General features: G+C 26.9%; 17 protein-coding genes and 1 tRNA gene. 4 read left to right on the top strand and 14 right to left on the bottom strand.

All coding sequences use genetic code 11. The features are described from left to right. Window positions 1-801: 801 nt before the first annotated feature. The 10 genes from AVBRAN9333_RS04585 to mraY all read right to left on the bottom strand — a co-directional run bounded on the left by AVBRAN9333_RS04585 (window position 802) and on the right by mraY (window position 9,849). The gene (locus AVBRAN9333_RS04585) at window positions 802-1,404 is read right to left on the bottom strand and encodes a hydrogenase-4 component G (protein ID WP_336609510.1); all 603 of its coding nucleotides are present in this window, start codon (window positions 1,402-1,404) and stop codon (window positions 802-804) included. A 77-nt stretch (window positions 1,405-1,481) separates the two neighbouring features. Beyond that, a complete protein-coding gene (locus AVBRAN9333_RS04580; RefSeq protein ID WP_336609509.1) occupies window positions 1,482-2,648 on the bottom strand; it encodes an amidohydrolase in 1,167 nt (388 codons plus the stop codon). Then, window positions 2,648-3,412, bottom strand: coding sequence for a pseudouridine synthase (locus tag AVBRAN9333_RS04575; RefSeq protein ID WP_214120204.1), 765 nt, complete (start codon window positions 3,410-3,412; stop codon window positions 2,648-2,650). Before AVBRAN9333_RS04575 ends, AVBRAN9333_RS04580 begins: the two co-directional genes overlap by 1 nt. Beyond that, window positions 3,412-4,335 (bottom strand): KpsF/GutQ family sugar-phosphate isomerase, encoded by a 924-nt coding sequence (locus AVBRAN9333_RS04570; RefSeq protein WP_214150384.1) that lies wholly within the window; start codon window positions 4,333-4,335, stop codon window positions 3,412-3,414. The genes AVBRAN9333_RS04575 and AVBRAN9333_RS04570 overlap by 1 nt, the downstream gene beginning before the upstream one ends. A gap of 9 nt (window positions 4,336-4,344) precedes the next feature. Beyond that, complete coding sequence (locus tag AVBRAN9333_RS04565) at window positions 4,345-6,249, bottom strand: ribonuclease J (protein WP_250325130.1); 1,905 nt, start codon at window positions 6,247-6,249, stop codon at window positions 4,345-4,347. Next, window positions 6,239-7,006, bottom strand: coding sequence for a 16S rRNA (adenine(1518)-N(6)/adenine(1519)-N(6))-dimethyltransferase RsmA (gene rsmA / locus AVBRAN9333_RS04560; RefSeq protein WP_214120203.1), 768 nt, complete (start codon window positions 7,004-7,006; stop codon window positions 6,239-6,241). Before rsmA ends, AVBRAN9333_RS04565 begins: the two co-directional genes overlap by 11 nt. A gap of 102 nt (window positions 7,007-7,108) precedes the next feature. Further along, window positions 7,109-7,184, bottom strand: a tRNA-Phe gene (locus AVBRAN9333_RS04555). A 46-nt stretch (window positions 7,185-7,230) separates the two neighbouring features. Beyond that, window positions 7,231-7,617: a hypothetical protein gene (locus tag AVBRAN9333_RS04550; protein ID WP_336609508.1), complete on the bottom strand. Its 387-nt coding sequence runs from the start codon at window positions 7,615-7,617 to the stop codon at window positions 7,231-7,233. Continuing rightward, window positions 7,610-8,797, bottom strand: a complete 1,188-nt coding sequence (gene murD, locus AVBRAN9333_RS04545; protein ID WP_239802990.1) for a UDP-N-acetylmuramoyl-L-alanine--D-glutamate ligase — start codon at window positions 8,795-8,797, stop codon at window positions 7,610-7,612. Before murD ends, AVBRAN9333_RS04550 begins: the two co-directional genes overlap by 8 nt. A gap of 5 nt (window positions 8,798-8,802) precedes the next feature. Further along, window positions 8,803-9,849, bottom strand: coding sequence for a phospho-N-acetylmuramoyl-pentapeptide-transferase (mraY, locus tag AVBRAN9333_RS04540; RefSeq protein WP_214117351.1), 1,047 nt, complete (start codon window positions 9,847-9,849; stop codon window positions 8,803-8,805). Window positions 9,850-9,946: 97 nt separating this feature from the next. Here mraY and thiD point away from each other — a divergent pair, with 97 nt between their 5' ends. Then, entirely contained in the window at window positions 9,947-10,729 is a 783-nt protein-coding gene (gene thiD / locus AVBRAN9333_RS04535) for a bifunctional hydroxymethylpyrimidine kinase/phosphomethylpyrimidine kinase (RefSeq protein ID WP_214117352.1), read from the top strand. Window positions 10,730-10,752: 23 nt separating this feature from the next. Here the strand turns inward: thiD and AVBRAN9333_RS04530 are convergent, their stop codons facing one another. Next, window positions 10,753-13,176, bottom strand: a complete 2,424-nt coding sequence (locus tag AVBRAN9333_RS04530) for a hypothetical protein (protein WP_336608395.1) — start codon at window positions 13,174-13,176, stop codon at window positions 10,753-10,755. 170 nt (window positions 13,177-13,346) lie between these two features. Between AVBRAN9333_RS04530 and AVBRAN9333_RS04525 the strand changes: the two genes are divergently transcribed. Genes AVBRAN9333_RS04525 through AVBRAN9333_RS04515 form a run of 3 tightly spaced genes read left to right on the top strand, consistent with a single transcriptional unit; the run spans window position 13,347 to window position 16,172 of the window. After that, window positions 13,347-13,604 carry a heavy-metal-associated domain-containing protein gene (locus AVBRAN9333_RS04525; RefSeq protein ID WP_214117354.1) on the top strand — a complete coding sequence of 86 codons (258 nt, stop codon included), beginning with the start codon at window positions 13,347-13,349 and terminating at the stop codon, window positions 13,602-13,604. Next, window positions 13,601-13,840, top strand: coding sequence for a hypothetical protein (locus tag AVBRAN9333_RS04520; RefSeq protein ID WP_214117355.1), 240 nt, complete (start codon window positions 13,601-13,603; stop codon window positions 13,838-13,840). Before AVBRAN9333_RS04525 ends, AVBRAN9333_RS04520 begins: the two co-directional genes overlap by 4 nt. Continuing rightward, window positions 13,818-16,172 (top strand): TonB-dependent receptor plug domain-containing protein, encoded by a 2,355-nt coding sequence (locus tag AVBRAN9333_RS04515; protein WP_336609507.1) that lies wholly within the window; start codon window positions 13,818-13,820, stop codon window positions 16,170-16,172. Before AVBRAN9333_RS04520 ends, AVBRAN9333_RS04515 begins: the two co-directional genes overlap by 23 nt. Window positions 16,173-16,196: 24 nt before the next feature. On the opposite strand, the gene AVBRAN9333_RS04510 is transcribed toward AVBRAN9333_RS04515, so the two are convergent. Genes AVBRAN9333_RS04510 through exbB form a run of 3 tightly spaced genes read right to left on the bottom strand, consistent with a single transcriptional unit; the run spans window position 16,197 to window position 17,650 of the window. Continuing rightward, on the bottom strand, window positions 16,197-16,892 hold the full coding sequence (locus AVBRAN9333_RS04510; protein ID WP_267524604.1) for a TonB family protein: 696 nt from the start codon (window positions 16,890-16,892) through the stop codon (window positions 16,197-16,199). Next, window positions 16,861-17,235, bottom strand: coding sequence for a TonB system transport protein ExbD (exbD, locus tag AVBRAN9333_RS04505; protein WP_214117358.1), 375 nt, complete (start codon window positions 17,233-17,235; stop codon window positions 16,861-16,863). Before exbD ends, AVBRAN9333_RS04510 begins: the two co-directional genes overlap by 32 nt. Then, the gene (exbB, locus tag AVBRAN9333_RS04500) at window positions 17,222-17,650 is read right to left on the bottom strand and encodes a TonB-system energizer ExbB (protein ID WP_336609506.1); all 429 of its coding nucleotides are present in this window, start codon (window positions 17,648-17,650) and stop codon (window positions 17,222-17,224) included. Before exbB ends, exbD begins: the two co-directional genes overlap by 14 nt. Between the last annotated feature and the right edge of the window lie 11 nt (window positions 17,651-17,661).

Raw genomic sequence — 17,661 nt, 5'->3', positions numbered from 1 at the left:
TTTGTTATTTTTTATGTAATAGAGTAGAACATTTTTTATTTTTTATGTAATAGAGTAGAACATTTTTTTATCTACTATATTACATATTATTGTTGGATACAAAGAGCTTTATGTAATAGAGTAGAACATTTTTTTATCTACTATATTACATATTATTGTTGGATACAAAGAGCTTTATGTAATAAAGTAGAACATTTTTTATTTTTTATGTAATAGAGTAGAACATTTTTTATCTACTATATTACATACTATTGTTGGATACAAAGAGCTTTATGTAATAGAGTAGAACATTTTTTATTTTTTATGTAATAGAGTAGAACATTTTTTATCTACTATATTACATATTATTGTTGGATACAAAGAGTTTTATGTAATACATTGGTGGTTTAAAGAAAAGTTTATTATATATTATTAATAACCAAAATTTTAAAGATTATAGAATTTATTTATAAAAATTATATCAATGAATTTAATAGCATAAAGCCTAGTATTAAAGAATTACTCAAGAGAGAAAAATTATAAAATGTTTAATCAATACATAGCAAAATCTTATAAAAATAAATTATTTTCATAATATATATTTTAATTGTTTTACTTTGTAATTAATGTTTTATGATGTATAAATTATAAGTGCAAAATATAATGATTTTACTTTATTATAAAAGCTAAAATTAATTGATTAAATTATCTAATTAGTATGAAAATTTTATTTTAAATTGTTTTAATATAAGAACATTTGTTTTTAAGATTTTAAAATTAATTATATTTATAAGTATTAAATGCCTAAAAATAGGCATTTAATTAAGCTTTTATATCTACTACATTGCCGCCTAATTCAGCTATTTTATCATCTATAGCTTTTACAGCGCGTTCAATTGTAGCATTTGCAATATCAGCATATCCTTTGCTAAAACCACCTAAAGTCTTATCGGCGTCTTTAAAACCACGCATAATTCCTTCACGACCTGCTTTTAGCTTTTCAATATCATCTCCAGCACCAGCTAGAACAAAACCAGCTATTCTATCGCCAGTTTGCTTACTACCCCAATAGCCATCTTCACTAATTAATTCTTTAGCTTTTGTAGGAGTTAAGTTTTGTAAATTCTCAAAACCATCACCTAATTTACCTAAAGTTCCAAGAAAAGTATTAAGTTGCATTTCATTTTTTGAAAAACTAAATATGCTTCCTTGAGTATTAAATTGAGAAAAGCTAATTTGCATACTTTGTGCTATATAAGCATTTGTAATATCCTTACCACTAATACTACTTAAATCCCTATCTCCTAAGTCAATGCCTATATTTTTTAAATTATCTTTTATAGCATTTCTTGCATCATCTTGAGTTTTTACACTTTTTGGTAAGCCACTCGTAAAACCTGAATTACTAACAGAACCTACATTCATAATCTTCTCCTTTTAAATATAGTCTTTTTTATATCGGCTAAATAATAAATTTATTTAATTTTTTAATAAAAATAAATTTATTTTAAATAATTTAATACTAAATTTGCAAAATACTTACTAGCTAGCAGCAATACTTCATCGTTGAAATTATATTCTGGATGATGAAGATTTGCACTATCTCCGTTATTTATAAAAGCATATGTTCCTTTAACCTCATCTAAAAATGCAGAAAAGTCTTCACTACCCATTAAATGCGGGTGTTTAAACTCACATTCATCTTCACCAAAACTCTCAATCGCAGCAAGTCTTGCTAACTCATGTGCTTCATCATTATTGATAGTAGCTTTTATATTTTCAGCTCTTTTTACTATGGCTTTTATATTAAAAGCATTTGCTAAGTTTGTTGCTAATTCTTTAATTCTTGTATCAATAAATTCAAGCTCTTGATTGCTAAGACCTCTTACATTTATCATAACACTAGCTTCATTTGGGATTATATTAAATGCTTTTGTAGTTCCTGCTAGAAAGCCTGTAACATTTACAACGCTATCTTTTAATTCTAAAGATTTAAAAGTATATAAAGCATTTACAAAATTATTTGCAACGCTTATTGGGTCTTTACATAAATGTGGAGCCGATGCGTGTCCGCCTAAGCCTATAAAATCTACTTTATAAGCACTTACACCTGCCATCATTACGCCTTTTTTCATAAAGAATTTCTTATTTTCATAGCCTTTCATCTGTGAAATTGGCATATTATGAATTCCATAAATATAATCAACCTTAAAGCGTTCTAAAACTCCATCTTTTATCATTCTCATAGCACCGCTTAACATTTCATTATCACAGCATTCTTCAGCAGGTTGAAAAAATAAATTAAGAGTTCCATTAAAATTAGCACTTGCTAAATACTTAGCAGCCATTAATAATCCTGCCGTATGCCCATCGTGTCCGCAAGCGTGCATACAGCCATTCTTACTAGCATAATCAAGTCCTGTGCATTCTTCTATACTAAGTGCATCCATATCAGCTCTAAGACCTATGCTTTTAGTAGAATTTCCTTTCTTTAATACTCCTACAACACCCGTTTTTCCTATGCCTTCATAAACTTCATAACCAAATTCTTTTAGTTTATTTGCAACTAATTTTGCGGTATTAAACTCATTAAATCCTAGCTCTGGATTTGCGTGTATGCTATGTCTTAACTCTATAAATTCTTTATGTAAATTATTTAATTCTTTCATTAGTAATACACCTTATTTTCTTTTAAAAAGCTTCTTAAATCTTCGTATTCGCTATTGGTTAAAAATCTATATTTTTTAGGCTTTAACACACCCAAATCAACCCTACCAAAAGCAACCCTTTTAAGTTCCACTACTTCTAAATCAAATTCAGCAAAAAAGCGTCTTAATTCTCTATTTTTGCCTTCATCAATAATAACTCTTAGTTTTGTATATCCACCACTACTTCCAAAAATCTCATATTCTAAAAAAGGCTTTAGACTAAGATTTGTGATTTTGCTTTTTGGGTGTGCTCCTTTTAAGCTATTTACAATCTCAAGTCCATTTTCCATAGCATTGATTACATCTTTACTTATAGTGCCTTTAATTTTTAAGTAATATTCACGCTCTAAGTTACTTTGCATTAAAAAATCAGCTATTACAGGACTATCTACTAATAAAAGTATGCCCGTTGATGAAAAATCTAATCTTCCAACAGGATTAAAATGTCTAAAATCTCTTGGCAAATTATCATATATCAAGGCTCTTCCACGCTCATCTTTATGGCTTACTAATTCGCCTTTATCTTTATGATATACGATGACGCTAAATTCACTTTTTTTATAAATTCTTTTACCTTTTACAAAAACTTTATCATCAATTCCAACTTCACTCCAGTCTTCTAAGCAAACTTTGTTATTAATCTTTACTAAGCCTTCTTTTATTAATTTGTCAGCTTCTTTTCTTGAATACTTGCTATTGTGTGCTATAAATTTATTAAGTCTCATCACTCATCCAATAATTGTAATAATCCTATTATTTTTTCATTCTCAAGAACTACTAAAATTGATATTTTGTTTTCTTTCATATAAGAAAACGCCTTATGTGCTAAAACTGATTTTTCTATGGTTTTAGGATTTTTACTAGCATATTCTAAGGCTAATTGCTCTAAAGAAAAATCATCCTTAGCCATAGCTCTTCTTAAATCCCCATCACTTAAAAATCCAACTAATTTTTCATTATCAACCAATAAAGCACAACCAAAACTTGCCTTGCTCATACAAATAATAGCGTCTTTTAAACTAGCATTTTTGCTTATTATCGGTAGATTGTTTTTATGCATTAAATCACTAACTTTTACATAATACTTTTTACCTAATGCTCCACCCGGATGATTTATACCAAAATCACTAACACTAAAATCTTTTAAATTAATAACACAAGCTAAAAGCGCATCAGCTAAAGCTAGAGTTAGAGTAGTTGAGCTAGTAGGTGCTGGCAGATTTGTGATTGCTTCATTACAATTTGTAGCAATATTGAAACTACAAGCATTTGCTAATGGAGAATTGCTTTGAGAAATGCTAATTAAAGTAGCATTTCTATCATTTAAAAATGGTAATATTTTTAATACTTCTTCGCTTTTACCACTAAAAGAAATTAAAATCACCACATCATCTTTACAAATATTTCCTAAATCTCCGTGCATTAACTCACTAGCATGAATAAAAAATGACCTTACCCCACAACTAGCAAACGAAGCTGCAATTTTGCGTCCAACGATACCACTTTTACCAACTCCAACAATGATTAAATTCCCTTTGCATTCACTAATTACCTTAGCAACTTCACAAAAACTCTCATCTAAAGAATTTGACGCTTCTTCTAAAGCGAAGGCTTCTCGCTTTAGAATGTTTTTTGCAATTTCTAGCATATTTTATCCTTAATGAATATTTAATAATAAATACGGATATTTTTTATATTTTTTGAAAAAATACTTCTTAAGTGCATTTCTTAGTGCAGGTTCAAATGCCTTTTTATCCTTTAATAAAGTATCTTTTGCATCAGCTATAAATAATTTAATATAATTGCTAACATCAGTTGCAAAATCTTGAGCTAGTTTATTTGATACTAAACCAAAATTGATTATATGTGCGTGATTTAGTGTCCTTGCACCCATATTAATATGAAGATTAAGCTGCACTATTCCATGCTCTGCAAGATTTTTTCTAGTATTTAATAAATCATCATGCACTTCTCTATCTACTTGATTATCTATATAAGTTTTACCTGTTTTAACGGTTTTTAATCTTCTTAATTTATTCCAGCTAATCTCCATTTGATCGCCATTATTTAATAAATATATATTTTTTTCATTCACACCACAAGCAATTGCACTAGCTTTGTGCTTACTAATATGAGAATACTCTCCATGCACAGGCAAGAAATATTTAGGTTTTACAAGTCTTAAGATTAGCTTTTGTTCTTCACTTGCTGCATGACCGCTTACATGAATTTCACTAAATTCTTGATAAGCAACACTTGCTCCATGACGCATTAATAAATCAATTACACCTGATACACTTGCTTCATTACCAGGAATTGCTTTAGCACTTATAATTACTTGATCATTAGGCTTAATTTTTACATGTTTGTGTTCGCTTGTAGCCATTCTATATAATGCACTCATACTCTCACCTTGTGAGCCTGTAGTTACTATTAATATCTCTTCATCAGGATATTTATCAAGCTCATCAGCACTTATAAAAATCTTTTTATCAAATTTTAAATATCCAAGCTCAATTGCTGTAAATAGATTTCTTTCCATAGAACGACCTATAATACAAACTTTTCTATTATATACAAGTGCGTGTGTGATTGCTTGATGGATTCTGTGAATGTTTGAGCTAAATGTACTCATAATCACACGACCTTTGCATCTTGAATAAATCAAATCAAAAGTCCCACCAACGGTGCTTTCGCTCTTAGTTACACCTTCGCGGTAACTATTAGTACTATCGCTAAATAAACATAAAACACCTTTTTCGCCATAATAAGCTAAACGATGTAAATCACTAGCATAACCATCTATTGGAGTATGGTCAATCTTAAAATCTCCCGTATGAATAATAGTTCCAGCAGGAGTATTTATAGCTAATGCACAGCTATCTATAATACTATGAGTTATATGCATAAACTCAACTTTAAAAGAGCCAATTTCATAAATTTGTCTTTTTGTAATTGGTCTAAATAATTTGCATTTATCTTTAAGCCCGTGTTCGCTAAATTTATTTGAAATCATTCCAAGTGGAAGCGGCGTAGCATAAATCGGAAAATCAAATTCTTTATAAAAATAAGGCATTGCTCCAATATGATCTTCGTGAGCATGAGTGATAAGAACAGCTTTTACTTTATCTTTTATCTTTCTAACATAAGAAAAATCAGGAACTACAATATCAACACCTAAAGTATCAGCATCAGGAAAGCTCATTCCAACATCAATGATAATAGCTTCATCTTCATACTCAATTACGCTCATATTTCCACCAATAGCACCAAGTCCGCCTAATGGAGTAAATTTAACACTTGCATTACCTTTGTAATTTATCCAAGGATATAGCCTTTTTTCTTGAGCTTTTTCGTTTTCTTTCATTGATTCAGCTAAGGCTTTTTGCCAATCTAAATCACCTTTTAAAGAAGCTGGTAAGATTTTTTTCTTACGCTTTTTTTTCTTTTTAGCTTTTTTATCGTCAATTTCTTCTTCTAATTCTTCTAAAAGTTCATCTTCGTTTTCAGCGTTTTCATAACTTCTTGCTACTTTTGTTTTTTCTAAATCTTCAATATTCATTTTCATCCTTTAGTAATTTAAAAAGTTCTAAGAATGATTTAACAGATATTTCATGAGCTCTTTTGTTTTCATCAATTTCTAGCTTATCTAATGCTTGTTTTACCTTTGTTTTATTTGAAAATGAACTAAGCATTTTTTTTCTTGGTTGATTAAAGGCTATCTTGATAAAAGAATTAAAAGCTTTTAAATCTTTTTTATCCAACAAATTAGGCTTTTTAATAAGCTTAATTACACTAGAATTTACTTTTGGCATAGGAGTGAATGCACTAGGTGGCACTTCACAAACATTAACTTTATCACAAAGTAAATCCGTAATAACACTTAAAGCACAATAATCAATCCCAAAAAATCTATCTGCTAATTCTTTTTGAATCATCACAAGCATACCTATGCAGTTATCATCAAATAAAGCATTTATAATAATTTGCGAACTAATATAATACGGCAAATTAGCACATATAAAATAAGGCTCATCGCTAATTTTTACATTCATAACATCAGCATTTATTAGCGTAAAATCTCCACTTAAAATCTCTTTATTAAAACGCTCGTTTAAAATAGGAATTAAACTATCATCTATTTCAAAACTTGTTAATTTAAAACCGCTTTTAAGTATTGGAGCAGTTAAATCACCTAAGCCAGGCCCAATTTCAATTAATTTTGCTTTTAAATCTTTGGGTATCGCTTGGATGATCTGCTGTTTTACTAACTCATCTTTTAAAAAATTTTGTCCGAATTTCTTTTTTGCCTTAATCATTTGGGGAGTATATGAAAAAATATTTAATGTATAGAAAAATTATTTTGAAATTCCTATTTCAAATTCTCAAATAAAAAATAATAAAAAGTGGGAAATTTAAAATGGTGGTTAGAGGCAGAATCGAACTGCCGACACGCAGATTTTCAGTCTGCTGCTCTACCGACTGAGCTATCCAACCACCGAAGTAAAAGCCGTTATTATATATGATAATTCTTAAATTATGCTTAAATTTTTTCTAATGCGAAAATTTGTTGTTTTAAAAACGAATAATTAAGTATTGAAAGTATAAAAACTACAATACTAGCAATACTTAAAAATGAAATTCCTATTTCAAATTCTTGAAAAAATAAAATTATCAAACATAAAATCATTACTAAACAACTAAGACTTATCGCTTTTATTTGTCTTTTTTTAGCCTTATCAAAATTATTTTCATTTTGATTTTTAAATAAAATCACTCTATCAATAGCAACTACAAAATAAGTATTTTCGTAATTTTTTAATTCATCTTGGATTATAAATTCTTTATTTTTATAAAGTAATTTATTATTTTTCACACTATACTCACTTGTAATTAAAGCACTTTTTGCAAGTCTTAAAAAGCTAAACATCTAAATCTTTCATATATTTTATAAACAAATCCCCACGCTCAGCATAAGAACTAAACTCATCTAAACTAGCACACGCAGGACTTAATAATGCTATTTCTTTAGTTGTTAAATCTTTATAAATCATACTTACAGCTTCTTTTAGATTGGTTCTAATTGGGTTTAATCCGTGCTTTTTAGCAATATCGCTAAAATCGCTCTTACCTATTAAATAAAGCTTTATATTTTTATCTAATTTTGAGAAAAACTCATTTAAATCTTGACCTTTAGCATCTCCACCAGCAATTAAATGTAAAGGCTCTTTAAAACTATTAATAGCAGCAAGTGCAGCTGAAATATTAGTAGCCTTGCTATCATCAATCCAAATTCTATCTTTGCTATCTTTAAAAATCTCAACTCTATGACGACCAATTTTAAACTTAGATATTTTTTCATATTCAATTTTGCCACTAATAATCTTACAAGCAGCCAACGCTAAACACGCATCTAATAAAAACGGCTCATTGTAATTTAATCTAGCTAAATCAATATCAAAAAGTTTAGCTAAATCACTAGAATTCTCATAAAAATATTTAATACAATTTGCACTCTTTAAATACTCTTCATATTTTTTAGGCACAATAATACTTGCTGTTTTATTCATTCTAAAAATTAAATCAAGTTTTGCTTTTTCATAATTATTAAAGCTTCCATGCCAAGAAATATGATCATCACAAATAGGTAATAATACATAAAGTTCAGGTCTTGCAACCTTAGTATAATGAAGGGCAAAAGAACTCATCTCAAGAACAACTAAAGGTGCTTTAAGATTCATTAATGCAATTGGTTTTCCTATATTTGCTCCTGCTTCAATATTAAGCAAATAAGAAATCATTTCCGTTGTAGTAGTCTTACCATTAGTCCCACTAACCCAAATACTAAGCCCTAAAGCTTCGTTATAAAAATCAATCTCACTTGTTAAATTCTTAGCACTTTTACATAAAATATGATTAGGCGCAATTCCAGGACTAACTACTTCTATACTACTTTTATCAGGATTAAAATAGCTTGTAGGTAAAAGCTTATTACCAAATTCATCTTCACTACAAACGCTAAATTTATCATCATATATATACCATTCACCCTTTTTATAAGTGCTTGTAATCGCCTTAGCAACATTTCCATATCCAAACATTGATAACATAAAACTCACCTTAATTTAATAGTAATTAACGCTAAAACATTGCAAATAAATGCAATTAGCCAAAATCTAACTATGATTTTATTTTCACTCCAACCAATTTGCTCAAAATGATGATGAATTGGAGCCATTTTGAAAATCCTTTTATGAAATATTTTAAAACTTCCAACTTGTAAAATAACGCTAATAGTCTCAAGAACAAAAACAAAACCTATTAAAATTAATAAAATCTCATTTTTTGAAATTATCGCTAAATATCCAACAATAGCTCCTAATGTAAGAGAGCCGCTATCTCCCATAAATACTTGTGCTGGATGGCAGTTATACCATAAAAATCCTAGTAAAGCACCAATTAATGCAAGTGCAATCACAACGCATTCTTCACTCCCGCTTACTCTAGGTAACAATAAATAATTAGCATAAACAGCATTTGAGCTAAGATATAAAAACACTGATAATGTAAATAGTGAAAACACACTAGGCACACAAGCAAGCCCATCAAGCCCATCAGTTAGATTAATAGCATTTGAGCTAGAAATTAACACCAATACCCAAAATAATAAAGCAAAATACTTCATATCAATTATAGGATATTTATAAAATGGGACAAAAAGTTCTGTGCTAAAATTCCCATATATCATAATAGGTAATATTGTTATTAAAGATGCAATTAACATTAAAATCATTTTAGAGCGTGGTTTTAACCCAGCTTTATTTGCCTTTTTTAATACCTTGCCTAAATCATCAATTATTCCAATAGCACCAAAACAAACAATACACAAAATCGCACTAAAACTATAAACATTAAATGTAGTAAAAACAAGACTAGATAATAAAGCAGCACAAATAAAAACAACCCCACCCATTGTAGGAGTATTAGATTTTTTTTGATGATTTAGTGGTGCATCACTTAAAATTGGCTGATTAGCCCCTACACTCTTTGCCCAAGAAATAAAAAGTGGCATAATAATTAATGTAATAATAAACGATAATAAAAACGCTAAAAAAGCCCTAACGCTAATGTAAGAAAATAAGTTTATATCAAGGTTAAACATTTTTGTTCCTAATAAATTTATAAAAAAGGCAAATATTATAATAAAATTATAAATTTTTAGAGTATTATTTCTCTTTTAACCAATATAAGGAGTTTATATGTTAAATCCAGTTCTAACAATTGCAGGAAGTGATTGCAGTGGTGGTAGCGGACTTGAAGCTGATTTAAAAACCTTTACTATGCATAAAACTTTTGGAATGGCAGTAGTTTTAGGAGTATATGCTGTAAATACTCAAGGAGTTTATGGTGCTTGTGTTATGAATGAAGATATTGTATCGGCTCAATTTGATGCAGTATTTAAAGATATTCCACCAAAAGCACTAAAAACAGGATTAATGGGGGATGCTAATTTAATAAGATTAACTATTGAAAAATTTAAAGAATATAAACCTAAAAATATAGTAATTGACCCTGTTATGTTTGCTAAAAGTGGTTTTAGATTAATAGGAGATGAAGATTTTAAGCTTTATGTAAATGAGTTTATCAAATTCGCTGATATTTTAACGCCTAACAAATTAGAAGCCGAACTTTTATGTGGATTTGAGATTAATTCTAAAGAAAAACTAAAAGATGCTGCTAAAAAATTAATAGACTTAGGTGCTAAAAGCGTGATTGCTAAAGGTGGAAAATATTTTGATTTAGCAATAGATTATTTTTATGATGGAAAAGACTTTTACGAGCTTTACGGCAAACCTTTAAATACCACAAACGATCACGGAGCAGGATGCACTTTAAGTGCTTCTATAGCTGCTAATTTAGCTAATGGACTTTCTAAACTACAAGCTGTAAAAGATGCTAAATTATATACACAAAATGCAATGGAATTTGCTCCAAACTTAGGAAGTGGCAGAGGCCCATTAAATCATATGTTTAATTTATAAAAAGGCAAAATATATAATTTTGCCTAAAACTTATATCCAAAACCAATCTTAAAAAAATAAGAATTAAATTCTTTAAAAAACTGCTTACTTAAATCAATATCCAAACTTAAACTATCATTTAATAAATACTTAGTTTGTATTCCAAGCTCAAAACTATTAAGATTTTTAAAATATAGATTTTCTTTAGAATATCCATCACTTATAATAAGCAATTTATCCTTGCTTAAGCTTTTAAAATAATTACTATTTAGCGAAAATGCAAAATCATTGTTAAGGTATTCTAAAGCAAAACCTAATTTTAAAAAGCAATTATTTTGCCTTTTAAATAAAGCTTTTATATATTCATTTTTATATTTTGTCTTTGGTAAGTATTCAAAAACAAAAGCAATATTTGGCTTATATACAAAATAATTTTCATAACTTAATCCAAATTCTACTTTTGAATTAACGCTAAAATAATCTTTATTTATAATCCCTAAATCATCAAGATTTATCGCAACTTCGTGCTCATTGTATTTAAAATCAGTATTTATATAAAAATTATCAAAATTAAAATTAGCATAAAATCCGCCGCCATAGATTTTATGATTTTTGCTTTCATTATTTAAGCTATATAAAAATAATCCTAAATTATTATAAAAATAATTATATTCATTAGATTTATTTATTTTTATTAGATTTAGCCAATAATTTATATCATTTATATCCCCACTTAAATACTCATAATCTAAATAATCAAACCTTTTGCTATCAAAATTTAATCTTGAAATAGAATAATTTAATAAATCTTCTTTATAGAATTTATTTTTTATATTATTAATTAGCTTTTTATCCACACCAATTTTTGCAATATCAGGATTTTTTGCTGTAATTTTATTTATTGCATTATTTTCTAAATTCTTTTTATATTTATCATCAAATAATTCATTAATATCGCTAATATTTAAAGAGTTAAAATCCCCTATCCCAAGCAAAAAAGCTCCATTTTGCTCTTTTTTTACTATTACTTCTTTATCAAAACCAAAAACACTAAAGCCTTTTATAGTATATACAGCAAAATCTTTACTTAAATCCTTACTACTCCTTGCTAAAAGTAAAGGAAAAAATCCTAAATTATTTTGATAATTTACAATTTTTATATCATTATTTACGCCTTTTATCTCTTCATCAACGACAATAGCCCCACTAAAACCATCATTAAAATAAAGAACAAAATTATTATTATTAGCTTCTAGTGTTTTAGCTCTAAAACCACCATAAATTGATGAAGAATTTAAAATCAAATTATCAAAAATCATATTTTTTGAATTAATTGTAGAATTATTGATTTTCGCATTTTTTACTTTTAATTCTTCATTAGCTAAATTACTATAAGCAATCTCAATATCCCCACCTAAAATATCAGCATTAATAGCAGATGCATTAGCATAAAAATACGCATTATCGCTTTGAGTAATGGTATTATTAAAAGTAGATTTATAACTTGTAAAAAATCCACTATTATTTATCTTTTCAAAACTAGAATAAATACTATCTACATTTAAAGTATTTTCTAATTGATTTTTAAACTTAAAATTGCTTCCTACTAAATCACCATTATTAATAACCCTATCATTAAAGGTAATATCATTTCCTATAACCCAGCCATTAATATCATTATCTAATTCTTTATTAAAAGTAGTAATATCACCTAAAATCATACCATCATTATAAGTATTTGCAAAAGTTAAATTCTCTCCAGAAATAGTGCTATTTTGATTATTTTTTAGATTATTTTTAAATTCTAAAAAATCCCCATTGATAGTATCATTATTGATTACTTCGCCAATAAATTCTGCATTATTTACATCCATAACAGCATTATTAATCACTTCATTAAAACTAGCTTTATTATCTATAAAAATATATGAATTATTTTCTAAAGTTGATTTAAATGATAAATTATTTCCAGATATAAGCCCATCAGTATCATTTAAAACATCTCCATTAAAAGTATTGTTATCTCCAAAAATCCAGCCTTCTTGAAAGTTAATAAAATCATAAAAAATATTATCATCTCCATAAATTAAGCCATAATTTTGCATATTAAAAAAATTATTGTGATTAGCTTCTATCATTCCATCATATAGATTAAAAAACTCTTGATTTGTAGTAGTATTGGTGCTTAAGAAATATCCATTATTAACAAACATTTGAATATTATGAAATGAGCCTTCAAAAAATCCACCATTATACACCTCGTTAAAAGTAGAAAAATTACCACTTAAAGTAGCACCAAAATTATTATTAAAAACACCAGAAAATTGATTTTTATCACTATTTATGACGCCTTCATTATCTATATCTTCATTTGTAATTATCTGATTTGAAATCACTTCATTTTCATTGATAATTAAAGCATTTAAAAAAGTTAAACTAAATAAAAATAACAAATATTTTTTAAACAATATAAACCTTTATATAAAAATAATTTTTAATTATATTTAAAAATTAGCTAATATTAAAATATCAAAATAATATTTTAAATTCTAATTTAATTTTTTATATAATATTTATAATTATTTTCAATTATTCTTAAGAAATGATTTTTATAATTAATATTTTTTAAGGAGAATGTATGAAAAAATTATTATTTGTGTCAATTTTATCAAGTTTAGCTTTTGCTGATGTAAGTTATTTATTAAATGTAAAAAATATGGGTTGCAATGGTTGTGCTAAAAAAATAATAGAAGCGTCTAAAAGTATTGCTGAAGTTAAAGATTATAAGGCTGATTTTAATTCTAAAGATTTAGTTATTACTTTTGCTAAAGATGTAGATATTAAAGCAATAGTAGAAAAAATCAACGAAATCGGCTATAAAGCAGTGCAACAATGAAAGCATTTTTTATAATGCTTTTAGCACTTAATCTTAATGCAAATGTTTATTTTATAAAAGATATGGCTTGTGAAGTTTGTGTTGATTTTATTAGTTTTTGTGCTAGTAAAGTTAGCAAAAATTATAAAGTAGATTTAAATTCTAAAACTCTAAAAATAAGTGATAAAACTTATGATGAAAAATCACTTTTAAAATGTTTAGCAAAAGATGGCTATGAAGCAATTTTGCAAAAATAAAATTAGGCTAAGCATATTTTTAGCTACATATATTTATGCAAATACCTTAGATGAAATCAATATTAATGCAGTGCAAAATATTGATTATTTAGAATTTTCTAACACTATTTACAATAAAGCCTATCTTAATACTCAAATAAAACAAAATCACACTTTAGATGAACTTATCAAAAATCATACAAATATAAGAATTACTACTAAAGATAGCGATAATTCAAATTCTTTAAAGCCAGATGATTTTTCAATCAATGGTGCTAAAACCTATCAAAATCAAATGTTTATAGATGGAATAAACATAACAAGCACCATTCAACCAGCTATGTCAAAAACGCTATATAAAAATGTCTGGTATAACCCATCTCTTGGTTCATATTCGCTTAATATAGATAGCGAAATTATAGATAATTTAAGCATTTATGATAGTTTTGTAAGTGCTAGTTATGGTGGATTTTTAGGTGGAGTAATTGATGCAAAAATCAAAAGCCCATCAAAAAATCCAAGTGGTGGATTTAGTCTTGGATATAGCTTTCAAGATAATATTTTTATAGATGATAAAATAAGGCAAAAATATTCTAGTGGATATGGTTATCAAGATTTTAGTAATTATTATAAAAGATATTTCAGTGCTAATTTTAGCTCATATTTAAATGATACTTTTGGAATTTTATTTTTTGTAAGTAGTAATTATTCAAATACAAAAATAAAGCAAAAAGATATATACACAATAAATAAAATCAGCGATACAAATAACTTAATTTTGCTAAAAACTCAAAAAGATTATGATAACCATATTCTTAGCTCAACTTTTATTTATAATCCTTATTTAATAAATCAATTTCAAGAAGGCGTAATTGATTCTAATATGAAAGTAAATTATGGTGGATTTAGCCTAGCTTTTAATCTTGAAAGTGAATTAAAAAATATAAATCTTAATCAGCATTTATCATTTTTAAAATCAAATTCTTCAAGAATTTATGATAAAAAAGTTCAGTATCAATTCATCTTACCTTCAGGTATAAAGCAAAGTTATGGTGGGCTAGGAGATACCTTACAAACTGAAAAATCATATCAATATAAATTAGATGCTAAAACTAATGAATTTAAAAATAATGATTTAGAATATAGCTTTAATTTTGGTTTTGAACTTAGTAAAAATCAAGGCAAAATAAATAGAATTAATCCTTATACAAGATATGAAAAACCAATTGATATTCTAGCTTGTAAAGAAAATGATATTAGTTGCATAAATAATCAATATTTTTCATATTATGAAACACATTTTGCAAAAGCTAAAAAATCAATAAATAACTACGCTCAATTTATACAAAGCGATATTAAATATCATAATTTTAGATTTAGATTAGGTCTTAGAAATGATTATGTTAGCCTTAGCAAAAGATTTAATATAGCCCCTAGAACAGGACTTGAGTATTATTTAAATGATAATCAATTTTTAGGATTTGGATTTAATAAATATTATGATAAAGGGCTTTTAGCTTATATTTTATATGATGATTATTTTAGTGGATATGAAGAGTATTCAAGAATTGATTATAATAGCCCTTGGATACAAGATACAAAATGGCAAAAAGATAGAGTTTTTATGGGATTAAAAAGCCCTTATGCTAATGAGTTTAGCCTATATTACAACGCAGAATTTAAATATTTTAAAATGTTATTAAAATACATTAAACGCAAAACTTATAATGAAATTTATTCAGCAAATCAAGAAGAATTAGGCTTAGAAAGTATAAACGATACTGATAATAATTATAAAGTTTATTATAATGGCAAAAAAACAGCTAATGATATTGTAAGTCTTAATTTATCTAGCAATGAAATTAGTATATTTAATACTAAAAATTATTTTGATTTAAATCTTAGCTATCTACATAAAAAAGGTAGTGCGACTAATTATTTAAGCACAACTGGTAAAAACATAATCTATAATGGTAAAACTATAAAATCAAGCGAATTGCCATTTGTTTATGAGCCTTTTATAGCTAATTTTACTCATAATTTATTTTATGATAATTTTAACTTGATTAATGAAATCACTTATCATTCAGCGAAAAATGATTTATACTCACAATACGATAAGAATTTAAATATGCAAATATTTAGCGATACTAAACTTAAGTCATATTTGAATTGGAATTTAGGATTTGGCTATACTAAAAATATTAAAAATACTAAATTAAAAATAAGTTTTAATATCTTAAATATTTTAAATAGCAAAAATAAAATCAACGTATTTAATTGTAATAACGAATTATGTTATAAATACGCTAATTCAAGGCTATATACTTTTAATCTAAATTATAATTTTTAAATTAGTGCAATTAAGCACTAATTTTTAATGTAAGCTAAACTTAAGCGGCACACTAATATCTAAAACTCTTTCATAACGCTTAAATTTCGCTATCTCAACGCTTTTAATCCCTGCTTTATTTAGATTTTCATATTTTGATGGCTTAAGTATTTTTATATTTTTTGCCTTACCATAATCATAGGTAAATCCTACAACCACTACTCCTTGCTCACGCCTTTTTCTTGAACTCATAGGATAATTGCTCTTAGCAGTTTTATTTAAAACTGATTGAATATGAGAGATTAATTCATCTTGATTATTCCCACCTGCAGGAGTATTATTACTAATTGTAGTAGTTGGTTTAGCTTCATTTATCTTGCTTGCTAAAGGTTCGTTTTTAGGTGTGATTGGCTCATCTTGAGTTTTTTTAATTTCTTTTACTTCTTGCTTTGGTTTTGGTTTTTTATGGTGCTTTTTTTTAGGTTTTAAAGCAAATTTTTCTTCTTTTATCTCTTCTTTGATTATTTCTTCTTTTATTTCTTTGATTTCTTCAATTATTTCTTCTTTAACAGCATTTTGAGGTATGCTAGGAGCATAAAAAAGCACCGCTAAAGCTTTATCATTTTTAATCTCACTTGTCTTTACATCAATTCTAAAAAAACACGCCAACAAAACCGCATGAACTAAAAAGGAGATGAAAAATGCGATTTTATTTTTCTGTTGCAATAGCAAAATTTTCATGCTTTAACTCTTTTAAAATATCCACTATTTTTACAAAATGTTTATAACTAGCGTTCTCATCAGAGCGTAAAATTACAATTTCATCTTTACTAATGCTTGATAATTTTGTCTTTAATTCATCTACGCTAAGCAAACTTTCATTATAAAATATCTCGCCAGTTTCATTAATACTTATAAATACTTTTTGCTTATCATCAATGCTTACGCTATTTTCTGATTTTGGTAAGTTTATAGCGATTTTTTCTTCTGCTATAAAGGTGCTAACACTTAAAACAATGCAAAGTAAAACTAGCATAATATCAATAAATGGAACTAGATTTAAGCCTTCTTTATTTACTCTCATTATTTTCCTTAAATCTTGATAATACAATATCAACTTTTCTAATAAATGCGTTGTATATCATAAGAGTTGGGATTGCCACAACAAGTCCAAGTGCTGTTGCTTTAAGAGCAAGTGATAGCCCTAGCATAATACTTTTTGCGTCCATAGTAGCTGCATTTGCCATATCATAAAATGTAATCATTATGCCTATTACCGTGCCAAGCAAACCTATATAAGGAGCGTTTTGATAAACGATGTAAAGACAGGTGAGATTTTTACTAAGTGCTATTTCTAATTCATCTTTACATTTATAATTTTTAATATCAATATTTTTAAAAAATATTAGCCTTTCAATACTAAATGCCAAAACTAAAAAGCTCATAAAAAATAATATCGCAAACACAAAATAATCTAAATATTCTTTTAAAAATTCCACATTTTCTCCTA

The organism is Campylobacter sp. RM9333 (assembly GCF_020137705.1).
Classification (GTDB): Bacteria; Campylobacterota; Campylobacteria; order Campylobacterales; family Campylobacteraceae; genus Campylobacter_E.
This window is presented reverse-complemented; position numbering and strand designations above follow the sequence as displayed.